The sequence below is a fragment of the Halioglobus sp. Uisw_031 genome (assembly GCF_047729875.1).
Taxonomy (GTDB): Bacteria; Pseudomonadota; Gammaproteobacteria; order Pseudomonadales; family Halieaceae; genus Marimicrobium.
This window is the reverse complement of record NZ_CP159826.1, coordinates 1,746,948-1,758,708: the sequence shown is the minus strand read 5'-3', so window position 1 is coordinate 1,758,708 and position 11,761 is coordinate 1,746,948. Positions and strand designations below refer to the sequence as shown.

The window sequence follows — 11,761 nt, the reverse complement described above, 5'->3', positions numbered from 1 at the left end:
AAATTTTCATCGAGCCATCATTCAGATCCAAGATGATGTTTTTTGTTGGTATTTGCAAGTCCCCAGGGGAACTAAATAACGTTATTTGCCCTCATCAGCGGGCACAGACGCTGTGCTAGAGCGGCTTTCGACAACCTCGTCCACGAGTCCGTATTCCTTGCTTTGGTGAGCATTCATAAAACGATCGCGTTCAGTATCACGCTCGATATCCTCAAGGGTCTGGCCCGTATGCTCCGCCATGAGTTCGTTAAGTCGTTGACGGATAATCAGAATTTCTCGGGCTTGTATGTCAATATCTGTAGCCTGACCCTGTGCGCCCCCACTGGGCTGGTGGATCATGGTACGAGCATTCGGCAAGCAAAAGCGCTTTCCTTTAGCGCCACCCGAAAGCAGGAATGCGCCCATCGACGCGGCCTGCCCGATGCACATAGTACTGACATCTGGCTTGATAAATTGCATGGTATCGTAGATAGACAAACCGGCAGTGACTGAACCGCCAGGAGAATTGATGTACAAATGGATGTCCTTGTCAGGATTTTCCGACTCCAGAAACAGCAGTTGGGCCACAATCAAGTTAGCCATATGGTCTTCTACAGTACCAACGACGAATATAACGCGCTCCTTTAAGAGCCGAGAGTAAATATCATAGGAACGTTCTCCACGGGCGGTCTGCTCTACCACCATAGGAACTAGTCCTAGATTGCGGATCTCGCTTCCACTTTGACCGTCGAATTTAATCGGCATGTGCCCTGCCCCTAATGTGAATTATGTCAAAAATTGAACGATGGCATTACGCTCCGTCGCCCCTGAAATGTTTGTCAGGCTTCAGCCTTTTCCGCGCCGATAACATCCTGGTAACTGCTCTCATTCTCTGTAATATTGGCTACCGCAAGCAACTTTTCGACCACCTGATCTTCCAATACTTTCGATTCCACCGAAGAACGCTGTTGGGGATTAGACTGATAATAGTCTATGACTTCTTGTGGAGACTCATAGGTCGATGCTATCTCCTCAATGGCTTTAGACACCTGTTCGTTATCGGCTCTCAATTCATAACTTGAGATATACTCCGCCAACACCAGTCCTAACTTAACCCTGCGTTCTGCATTTTCTGAAAACATCGTATCCGGCAGTAAGGACTCTAAATCCAAGTCCATATTTCCTGCCCCACCGAATTGCTGGAACATTTGCTGCCGCATGGCCGTAATCTCCTGACCGACAAGGGCTTTTGGCACTTCAAGTGACTGATGCGCCTCAAGCACGGCGTCCATTACTTGCTGTTTAACATTCGCCTCTACTGCATTCTTGAGCTCGCGAGCCATGTTCGCGCTAACGTCCTCGCGAAAGCGCTCTTCCCCACCCTCTTCAACGCCGTACTTGGCAAACAGCTCTTCGTCAATTTTTGCCGGAACCAGTTCCAGTATCTTATTGACGGTAACCTTAAATTCAACCGCTGCGCCCTTGAGATCTTCATTGTGATAGTCGTCTGGAAAATTCAACTCAAGCGTCTTTTCGTCTTCAGGTTTCATACCGACGATACCATCTTCAAATCCACTAATCATACGACCGGATCCCAATTCTAGATCACTATCTTGGGCACTGCCGCCTTCAAATTCCTGACCATCCTTCAAGCCGGTATAATTTAAATTAACCTTATCAGTCAATATAGCTGGACGTTTAACCTCATCCCAGGTTCCCTGCTGTTTGCGGAAAACCTCGATGATGTTGTCGACATCCTCTTCCTTGACCTGCGCCACAGGCTTTGCCACGGGGAAGTCTTTCATGTCCACCAATTCCACATCAGGGAATACCTCGAAAATGGCGACATACTGGAGATCTTTCCCTGGCTCTAGGCTCTTTGGCTCAATGCTGGGTTGCCCAGCAGGGCGAAGCTTCTCTTGTATAACAGCTTCTTGAAATGACTGACTGACGACTTCACCCAGAACTTCCTGCCGCACGCCGGCGCCGTAGCGTTGATGCATAACTTTCAGCGGAACCTTTCCAGGACGAAAACCTGGAAGCTTTGCCTTTTGCGCCGCTTTCTGAAGTCGACTATTTACTTCCACCTCAACACGTTCTGCAGGCACCCCCACGGTCAAGCGCCGCTCTAGGTTCGAAGTGGTTTCAATAGATACCTGCATAAATGTTCCTCATCAAGCAATTGTTATTGGGGCTTAGTAGTGCCCATACATTGGGGCCACCTCGCCACATCCAAACAGTGCAGGGAGTTCAGCCATTCATTTGGTGCGGAAGGAGAGACTCGAACTCTCACGCCTTGCGGCACTGGAACCTAAATCCAGCGCGTATACCAATTTCGCCACTTCCGCTAAGAAAAACCCGTCAACTAGCTAGAAAACACCCTGTAAATACTATTTAACGTATTGATTCTGGGTGCTTTTTTCGAACAGCAATAAACTAATTGGGAGGGCAGCTACGAAGGCAGAGATTCTGCCACAAAGCCGCCCTTGGTTCAACCACCAGCACGCCTACAACGCCAGTGTTTTCGCTAGCTATGGGCGTATAAGGAAATGGGCCGTGGATGGGTCGTCTGTTCTGTCACTCAAGTTGTGAGACACGCGGGATCGAAGCTGTATTCTCCCCGCAACCACTGTGCCACTTCCAAGGCAGCCGCTCCGGGCAGAGCACCGTATTCAAGAGCGAGTTGTCGACACTGCTGTTGCCCCATGCCAGACAATCCTTGTTCCTCGAATACGCGCCCATCCCGCGACAGCCTCTCCCAGGTCAGGGGACCTAATAATCGGCACAGTGCATCGTTATCAAACTGACCGCTACCGTATAACTCAGCCAGTCCACTCAGGGCTGGGAGCGACAAAAGCCCTTGATTCATCGGGTTACATAAATGTCCGCTGATATAAGCCCCCAGGTCAGGAGAGCGCGCGGCTAACTTGCTTGTGTACACAAAATTACTGCGCACAGCACCGTCGTTTACCGGGTAGTTGTCCCAAAGCAGAACCGAACGACCCAACTGCTCAACGATAGACTGAAGGTCGCTGATGCCTATCGCTTTTGAACAGACTTTATTCCCAGTCCAGAATATTTCGACATCCACCGGCATGTCCTTACCCAACTGAGGCCAGTAATCCGCGGGCATACGACCAAAATACTGCTCGAGGACCGGGTCGAAGGAATAGTAGGTAGGGCAGACCAACACTCTAGCACTCGGGGCCCAGCGGCAAACATCAGACACAATCTCGGCCTGGCGGCTCGCAAGCGCATCCAAGTCCCCCGGCATGTCATCGAATAGAATGGCCAACAGAGGGGCCTCCAATTCACCCAAACGCTCCAGTTTTTTTCTTAACTGTTCACGCTGTAACGCGCCATAATTGCGATAAAGCTCAACAGGTGAAAGCCCTACTCCCCACTTGATGCCCCGCTGTCTGTACGTTTGCGACAGTTTCTGCAGTTCAGCCCACTTAGGCTGTGGCCAGTCGCTTTGCCACTGTCGGCGCAAATAAGGGTCTTCCTTGGGGCAGTAGATACAAGTATTAAGCCCTGCCTCGCTGAGGTAGCCCGCGTAGGCCAACCGGGTGTCAACTGACCAGGAACGGCCATAAAATCCCTCAATAACACCTACCAGAGACGCTTCAATATTGGCCATTCTGAGAGCCTTTATAACCTAAAGTTACTAGAATCAATTTTTTCATAGCTAACTGTATTAAAAAAAAGCCAACTTAATGTGGAAAAGTACCAATTTTAGGTGATAATAAACCTGTGGTTGCCCATGCGATAGTTCAAACGGGTCGTCATGAGAGAGAATGCTTGCTCTCGTATGGAAACAGTTCCTTTATGTTTCACTCCTAATGGTCTTGGTGGGTCCCTTTCGGGGCCCATTTTTTTGTCATCAAATCGTATCTATCATATCGTTATCAACACGTCGTAGAATTTTTATTGACCTACATCGTATGAGTAGGTCGATCGGAAGAAAGTGTCCCTGCAAGATGATTTTCAATCTTGGCGTTTGCAGATACATCCTGCTCACTGAACTGCACCCCAATCCCTGCTATACGATTACCCTGGGCACCAAGAGGTGTTACCCACACCACCTTTCCCGAGATAGGGATTTTTTCTGATTCATCCATAAGCGTCAACAGCATGAACACTTCATCGCCTAAGGAATAGACTTTGTTCGTCGGCACAAACAAGCCACCGTTATCCAAAAAAGGCATGTAGGCAGAATACAATACCGCCTTGTCCTTTATTGTGAGCGACAATATACCGTTACGGCTGCTCTGTTTTTGATCACTCATAGAACGTCGTCTCCTATCTCCGCGAGAATGTTATCACCTAGACTCCCGGCCCCCAACTCTCGGCTGAATTTTGACAACAGTGCATCCGCCAGTAACTGTTTGTTCGGGTTAGCGCCGGCACTCACTGCCCTTTGTAATTGAGCCACCTCATCGGATAGGCCAAAGGCTACGCGCGCCTGCTTTGATCTCAACTGCTCTATCGAGAGCGAACCTAACAATCGCTGTAAATCTACTGCGATTTCGTCTAAAAAAGCAGCGGTATCCGCATCAGCCCACAACGCAACTGCCTGAGGCACAGTGATCTTTCCCGCCAACAGCGCTTGCAAGCCAAAGTTCCTTGCAGCAAATACCTCTGCGCCACCACTGTAAAACAATTGCTGCGCAAGGAGAGGTCGCCCCTCTGCCAAGGACAGCAGTTTTTCACTCTCCTGCCGGTTTCCGGTAGTCTTGTCCAACCACGGCAAACAATCTTCCACATTGGGTACTGGCAGCCGCAGTATCTGGCAGCGTGAGCGGATGGTCGCCGGAACACTGTCCATACGATGGCAGACCAATATTATGTATGTGCCACTTGCCGGCTCCTCCAGGGGTTTGAGCAAAGCATTGAACGCATTGACGTTCATACTGTCGGCAGGCGCGAGCACAATCACTTTACGCAACCCAAACCCTGCTGTCATATTGGAGAACCGCACAACTTCACGGATCTGGTCGATCTTAATAACGCGACTTTTTTCCTCAGGCTGCACCCATCTGAAGTCACCGTGACTGCCCCCGGCACTCAGCTCGCAGGCATGACATTGGCCACAATTGAGCCCGCCTTCTGCATGAGCACAAAGCAGCAATCTAGACAGAGATAGAGCCAACTGTGACTTACCTGAATACTGCCCACCGTCCAGTAGCAGGGCATGCGGCAACTGGCCATCTTTCAGTTGATCGTTTAAATTGCCCCATTCATGAGCCTGCCATGGCAAGGGTGCCGTTACTGCAGGAAGATCGTTCAGATCAATCACGACTCAGACGACCTCTCACGCCAACGAGACAGTAATTCGCCGCCCACTTCAAGCAGTTGTTGCTGCACGTTATCCAGCGACACACTCGCGTTGATTAATCGATAGCGGCCGCTATCGTTCTTCGCCTGTTCCAGATAGCTACCACGAACACGCTCAAAAAAATCAAGATCCTCCTGTTCAAATCGATCCAATTCGCCTCTGCCGCGCGCCCGCGACATGCCGACGGACGTTGGTGCATCGAGCAAAAGAGTCACATCGGGACGCAATTTGTCTTGCACCAATTCCTCAAGTTGTTCCACCGTGTCCCATGCGACACCCCTTCCGCCACATTGATAAGCATACGTCGCATCTGTAAACCGATCGCATAAAACCACCTGTCCCATTGCGAGAGCGGGCTCAATAAACTCACTAACGTGCTGCGCACGCGCAGCAAATATCAATAACAATTCTGTCATCGCACTCACTTTTTCTTGGCGAATCTGTAACAACAACTTTCTGATCTCTTCGCCAATACGTGTACCGCCAGGCTCTCTGGTACAGACAACGTCGACCCCGTTATCACGTAAAAAATTTTCGAGAAATGTCAGGTTAGTGGATTTACCTACACCCTCCCCGCCCTCCATAGTAATAAAAAGGCCTCTCATGCTCACGTTACTGTGGCCCCTGTGGTGATGACGTGTAATTTTTTCGCCGCTGCAATTGAAATTTACCGACGGCACGATTGTGTTCTGCCAAGGTTACGCTGAATGTATGTCCACCATCGCCTCTAGCGACAAAGTACATCGCGCTACCCTCCTCGGGATGCAACGCTGCATGAATTGCCGCACGACCCGATAAAGCAATCGGGGTTGGAGGCAAGCCAGAATGGCGATAAGTATTATACGTATTGCTATCGTCCTTGAGATGTCGGCGCCGGAGGTTCCCCTCAAACTCGGCACCCATTCCGTAAATCACCGTAGGATCAGTCTGCAGAAGCATTCGCTGCTGTAATCGTCGCACGAATACACCTGAAATTTGTTCTCTTTCCTCGGCAAGACCCGTTTCCCGTTCAATGATCGACGCCATAATTAGCGCTTCATAAGGCGTTTCATAGGGCAACCCCGATGCTCTATCACGCCATTCTGTTTGTAACACGTTGATTAAGGCCGAATGTGCGCGCTGTAAAACACTCAAGTCGGTGTCTCCTCGTAAATACCGATAGCTGTCAGGGAAAAAGAGTCCCTCCGTGTGTGAATATGGCTTGATTAACGCCATCAGTTGCGGGTCCGACGGCCCCGCTAGAATCGTTTCCAGTCCCGCCTGCTGCGAAAGAATGTCCAGGGCTTTAGCGAGCGTTATACCCTCAGGGAAGGTCACTTGATAGTGGATCACATCGCCGTCATTCAAAAGCGTTAGCATGGCCTCAGCGGTTAATCCTGGAAGGAGTCGATATTCCCCACGCTTTATTGTTTGGTCCATTCCGGTCCATCTACCATAGAGTATCAATAAACGCGGATGCACTAAAACGCCAGCACTGTGCAGCGTATCAGCAACCGATCGCAACGAGTCGCCCTGTGCGATCGTGAGGACAAATCCCTCTTCAGAAATGAGCAGCGGAGCATCCCACCGTTGTCGTAATTCTCTGAAAGCTACGCCGCCTAATGCCACCAGTATCACCAGTACCAGCGTCGATATGAGTAGCCTTCGCATTATATTAGCTCTTCCTGATAACACCGGAATATTGCCTCACACACTCCGTGAGTATTCCAGCTCTGTTGGCCAATTCTCGCAATAGGCCGGACAGCTCGCAGGCTATTGCTATAAAAAACCTCCTCGGCCGCCTGCAAGTCTGACACCGTCAGAGTAGACTCGCGAACCGTCAATCCTATAGCGGGAGCCCATCTCTCGATGACGAGCCTGCGCCGAGTGCCCAGGACCCCGCAATTGTCCAGTTTCGGGGTTAGCAACTCGCCTTGATGGACCAGAAACAGGTTTCCTGCGACCACCGAAACAAGGTGCCCACTTTGATCCAGAACGATGGCCTCATCGACTCCCTCCGCTTTCACTTGAGCGGATGCTAGAACTTGCTCCAGTCGATTAAGGTGTTTGATTCCAGCGAGGAAAGGTTGCGTAGCGAGACGAATCTTGGCGAAACATAACGTCGCAGCCGTCATCATTTGCCCGCATTCACGATCGAGCTGACTGACACTGATCAAAATTCGTGGGACGGCATTATCGGACGGTGTGTAGCCTCGCTGGCCACTCCCTCTGCTGACGCTCAGACGTAATACAGCCCAACGCCAATGAGTAGCGCTAGCAACACTATCCAACTGCTCCCGTGCGGCTGCGATGCAATCAGGAATGGCGAGGGCTTGTAACCCAAGCGACAGTCGCTCTAAATGTAAATCTGCAAAGAGCGGCGCTCCCTGGTGCATCAGAATGGTTTCAAATACACCGTCACCAAAATCGAAGCCTCTATCTGGCAGCGGCAACGTGACTGTTGGTGTGCCATCAAGCCAGATCTCAGATCGCTGGGACACCGGCAGTCCGATCAGTCAGCTTTGCAAAACAGCAACGACCCATTGGTTCCACCAAATCCGAAAGAATTGGACAAGGTGCTATGGATGACACGTTCCTGAGCAGTATGGGGGACGTAATTCAAGGTACAGCCCTCGTCAGGCTGATCAAGATTTAGGGTCGGCGGTGCTACCTGGTCGCGCAAGGCCAAGATTGAAAAAATGGCCTCCACGGCGCCAGCAGCACCCAATAAATGGCCTATCATAGACTTGGTTGAGCTAACCGCCACTTGTGAAGCGATACTGCCAAATACGGACTCAATGGCGCGACTCTCAGCGAGGTCGCCAGCGTGAGTGGAGGTTCCGTGGGCGTTGATGTAACTAATCTTATCAAGCGCGATACCCGCGTCTTTAATGGCATTGGACATGGAGGCTGCAGCGCCTCTGCCGTTCTCGGGGGGCAGCGTCATATGGTGAGCATCGCCACTCATACCGAAGCCCCGAAGTTCAGCATAAATTTTCGCGCCTCTGGCCTTCGCAGATTCATACTCTTCAAGCATAATCACGCCGGCCCCATCTCCCAAAACAAAGCCATCGCGATCCTTGTCCCAGGGTCGAGAGGCTCGCACAGGGTCATCATTGCGCGTAGAAAGGGCTCTAGCTGCGGCGAAGCCGCCTAAACCAACAGGCGTGGTTGCCATTTCAGCGCCGCCAACCAACATGGCATCGGCATCGCCCAATGCGATCAACCGAGCACCCAGACCAATATTGTGTGTGCCGGAGGTACATGCCGTCACCACCGCAAGATTAGGTCCTTGGAGATTATATTTCACTGAAAGATTGCCGGATATCATGTTGATGATAGACCCCGGTACAAAAAAAGGTGAGACGCGACGTGGCCCTGAAGTTCGAATAATTTCAGTGTTCTTCTCTATCTGGCCTATACCGCCGATCCCTGAGCCAATAGAACAGCCGATGCGTGGCGCATTTTCTTCAGTCACCTCAAGCCCGCTGTCTTGCATGGCCTGCATCCCTGCCACCATGCCATACTGCACGAACACATCCTGCTTTCGTGCTTCTTTTTCGGCTAGATAGGGGGAAATATCGAAATTTTTAACGCTTGCACTAAAGCGGGTGCTGTAGGCGGAGGTATCGAAGCTTTCAATCAGCGCCGCGCCACTCCTGCCTTCCAAGATATTGCCCCAAGTTTCATCCACCGTATGACCGACGGGACTTACCATCCCCATTCCAGTAACGACAACTCTTCTGCCAATCAAAGATATAACTCCTCTAAAGCGTACTTTCTGGGAGGTTCAAAAAAAAGAAAAACCGCTCTATCTAAATAGAAACGGTTTCTCGCATGGAAACGGTATCAATAGATCAGGCCAGATTAGAGTTGATGTATGCAATCGCCAAAGCCACAGTCGTAATTTTTTCCGCTTCTTCATCTGGAATTTCAGTTTCAAACTCTTCTTCCAGGGCCATGACCAATTCGACGGTATCGAGAGAGTCTGCACCGAGATCTTCGACAAACGATGCTTCAGTTTGCACCTCTTCTTCTTTGACGCCAAGTTGCTCCGCTACGATCTTCTTCACGCGCTCTTCAATGCTACTCATTTTATCTGCTACTCCTAATGTATTTAGTTCTAAATCTACCCAACTACACAGTCTGGGCGCACAGTTTACTCTGTTTTTCCAACGAGTAATAAATTTTTTTTAACACGGCCGATAATCCTATATTTAACTTATATTTAACTTATATTTATCAGTCATTTATCCCATGTGCATGCCACCGTTTATATGGACTGTTTCGCCTGTAATATAGCTCGCCATATCACTACACAAAAAGCTCACCAGAGCGGCAATTTCTGCGGTGCTTCCGAGTCGGCCAAGGGGTATTTGCTGTAACAATAAGTCACGCTGAGCTTCGGGTAGATCCCGAGTCATATCTGTATCAATAAAGCCCGGCGCGACACAATTAACAGTGACAGAACGCGATCCTAATTCACGGGCAAGCGCGCGGGAAAAGCCCTCTGCGCCAGCTTTTGTTGCCGCATAATTACTCTGGCCTATGTTCCCCATAGAGCCAACCACCGATGTAATGTTCACAATGCGCCCCCAGCGCGCCTTGGTCATACCCCGCAGGCAGGCCTTACTGACGCGGTAGAGACCGCTGAGGTTAGTGTCCATAACATCTTGCCATTCCGCTTCCTTCATGCGCATTAGAATATTGTCCCGGGTAATGCCGGCATTATTCACCAGTACCAGAGGAGGTTCAAACTGTTCGGCAATGGCCTTAACCGACATCGTTACACTGTCTTGGTCGGCGACATTCAATTTGATGCCGCACCCGAGATTGTTTTCTTCTGCAAGGTAAGAGGAAATGGCTTCAGCGCCCCTATCACTGGTAGCGGTTCCCACGACGGTAAAACCGTCAGCAGCCAGCGATCTTGCGATCGCTTCACCAATCCCGCGACTAGCGCCAGTAACAAGAGCCACCTTTTTTCCTTCCGCCATACTGAACCTCCTGTGCTCTATTTTAGTTCGGCTGCAGTGGCCAACAACGCTTCCGGTTCTTCTAAGGAATAACAGTGCAAGGTTTTTTCAATCCGCCGGCTAAGACCGCTTAATACCTTGCCCGGGCCGCACTCAACAACATGCTGCGCTCCTGCCTCAATAACTCTCCGCATACAGGCTGTCCACTGCACCGGACTATAGATCTGTTCTACCAATAATGTGCGTATTTTTTCCGGGTCAGGCTCAACAGTTGCATTCACATTGTGCACTACAGGTATCTTGGGCGACGCAATCATCATTCCGGCCATCACCTCAGCCAGATGCTCCCCTGCCGGCTTCATCAGCTGCGTATGAAACGGCGCACTTACCGGGAGAGGCAACGCTCTTTTTGCGCCCGCTTCTTTCAACGCACTAATAGCGATATCTACGGCAGCAACGTTTCCGGCGATAACAACCTGGCCAGGTGAGTTAAAGTTCACCGCAGAGACAATACTGTTCTCCTCCTGAGCAACCTGCTGACAAATACGGATAACCTCAGAGTCTTCAACGCCGATGATCGCCGCCATAGCGCCCTGGCCTGCAGGCACAGCCGTTTGCATAAACTGCCCTCGCTTGCGCACCAATTTAACGGCGTCAGCAAACCCCAATGCGCCGGCACAGACCAATGCAGAGAATTCCCCCAGGCTGTGACCGGCCATAATACAAGGTGGTGCACCTGACGACTCCTCCCATGCTCGCCAGAGTGCCACGCTGCACGTCAGCAGAACCGGTTGTGTCGTTTCCGTAAGGTTGAGTGCTTGTTGCGGCCCGCTCATCACCAGAGACCATATATTAACGTCAAGCGCCTGAGAAGCTTCCTCAAAGGTATCCCTGACCACTGCGAACTTCTCGTACGCCGCAGCCAGCATTCCTACCTGCTGGGAACCCTGACCCGGGAAAACGAATGCAATAGGTTTCTCATGCATAGCTGGTATCGTCTTTTGTCGAAACTCGGGGTACTACCATCGATCCCACCGCAGTAAGGTATGCACCTGTGCGCTGTAAGGGACAATAATGGCGTTGGATTTGCACTTTAACGTTAACGCTACTATAGCGTCTATAGCAGCACGAAGGTGCCGGCGAAAGATATCGTTGGTGAATCATGCGGGTAGTGTTGAAGTGTTGACGGTGCTCACAGCAATGCTCGAAAGCGCAGACGGAGACTGACGTCCCCGCAGGTTTGACGAGCTATCATAGCCAGTGCGCGCAGCACAGTGCCGGTTTGCTTCCGTTCAGGCCGAAAGCTTCAGTCGTCGCTACCGCTGTCGATCACTTTCTTACCACGGTAAAAACCGTCGGCTGTAACATGATGACGACGATGCGTCTCTCCTGACGTTTGATCTACAGATAACGTCGGTCCGGCCAACGCATCATGCGAGCGCCGCATACCGCGCCGCGACCGCGTCTTTTTACTTTTCTGAACAGCCATGAC

General features: G+C 50.8%; 13 protein-coding genes and 1 tRNA gene. All 14 read right to left on the bottom strand.

From position 1 onward, the window contains the following. Positions 1-81: 81 nt before the first annotated feature. Positions 82-744, bottom strand: a complete 663-nt coding sequence (gene clpP / locus ABXT62_RS08040; protein WP_415358079.1) for an ATP-dependent Clp endopeptidase proteolytic subunit ClpP — start codon at positions 742-744, stop codon at positions 82-84. Between the two features lie 74 nt (positions 745-818). Next, positions 819-2,141 (bottom strand): trigger factor, encoded by a 1,323-nt coding sequence (tig, locus tag ABXT62_RS08035; protein ID WP_415358078.1) that lies wholly within the window; start codon positions 2,139-2,141, stop codon positions 819-821. 101 nt (positions 2,142-2,242) lie between these two features. Beyond that, a tRNA-Leu gene (locus ABXT62_RS08030) sits at positions 2,243-2,327 on the bottom strand. Positions 2,328-2,560: 233 nt separating this feature from the next. Beyond that, positions 2,561-3,619: a beta-N-acetylglucosaminidase domain-containing protein gene (locus tag ABXT62_RS08025; RefSeq protein WP_415358077.1), complete on the bottom strand. Its 1,059-nt coding sequence runs from the start codon at positions 3,617-3,619 to the stop codon at positions 2,561-2,563. 295 nt (positions 3,620-3,914) lie between these two features. Then, positions 3,915-4,268, bottom strand: coding sequence for a PilZ domain-containing protein (locus ABXT62_RS08020; RefSeq protein ID WP_415358076.1), 354 nt, complete (start codon positions 4,266-4,268; stop codon positions 3,915-3,917). Further along, positions 4,265-5,278, bottom strand: coding sequence for a DNA polymerase III subunit delta' (holB, locus tag ABXT62_RS08015; protein WP_415358075.1), 1,014 nt, complete (start codon positions 5,276-5,278; stop codon positions 4,265-4,267). The genes ABXT62_RS08020 and holB overlap by 4 nt, the downstream gene beginning before the upstream one ends. Then, positions 5,275-5,922 carry a dTMP kinase gene (gene tmk, locus ABXT62_RS08010; RefSeq protein WP_415358074.1) on the bottom strand — a complete coding sequence of 216 codons (648 nt, stop codon included), beginning with the start codon at positions 5,920-5,922 and terminating at the stop codon, positions 5,275-5,277. Before tmk ends, holB begins: the two co-directional genes overlap by 4 nt. 7 nt (positions 5,923-5,929) lie before the next feature. Then, complete coding sequence (mltG, locus tag ABXT62_RS08005; RefSeq protein WP_415358073.1) at positions 5,930-6,967, bottom strand: endolytic transglycosylase MltG; 1,038 nt, start codon at positions 6,965-6,967, stop codon at positions 5,930-5,932. Further along, entirely contained in the window at positions 6,967-7,797 is an 831-nt protein-coding gene (gene pabC / locus ABXT62_RS08000; RefSeq protein ID WP_415358072.1) for an aminodeoxychorismate lyase, read from the bottom strand. Before pabC ends, mltG begins: the two co-directional genes overlap by 1 nt. Before the next feature lie 11 nt (positions 7,798-7,808). After that, entirely contained in the window at positions 7,809-9,050 is a 1,242-nt protein-coding gene (gene fabF / locus ABXT62_RS07995) for a beta-ketoacyl-ACP synthase II (protein WP_415358071.1), read from the bottom strand. 103 nt (positions 9,051-9,153) lie between these two features. Continuing rightward, positions 9,154-9,390 carry an acyl carrier protein gene (acpP, locus tag ABXT62_RS07990; RefSeq protein ID WP_415358070.1) on the bottom strand — a complete coding sequence of 79 codons (237 nt, stop codon included), beginning with the start codon at positions 9,388-9,390 and terminating at the stop codon, positions 9,154-9,156. A 156-nt stretch (positions 9,391-9,546) separates the two neighbouring features. Then, positions 9,547-10,290: a 3-oxoacyl-ACP reductase FabG gene (gene fabG / locus ABXT62_RS07985; RefSeq protein WP_415358069.1), complete on the bottom strand. Its 744-nt coding sequence runs from the start codon at positions 10,288-10,290 to the stop codon at positions 9,547-9,549. 17 nt (positions 10,291-10,307) lie between these two features. Beyond that, complete coding sequence (gene fabD / locus ABXT62_RS07980) at positions 10,308-11,255, bottom strand: ACP S-malonyltransferase (RefSeq protein WP_415358068.1); 948 nt, start codon at positions 11,253-11,255, stop codon at positions 10,308-10,310. A gap of 320 nt (positions 11,256-11,575) precedes the next feature. Further along, positions 11,576-11,758, bottom strand: a complete 183-nt coding sequence (gene rpmF, locus ABXT62_RS07975; protein ID WP_415358067.1) for a 50S ribosomal protein L32 — start codon at positions 11,756-11,758, stop codon at positions 11,576-11,578. Between the last annotated feature and the right edge of the window lie 3 nt (positions 11,759-11,761).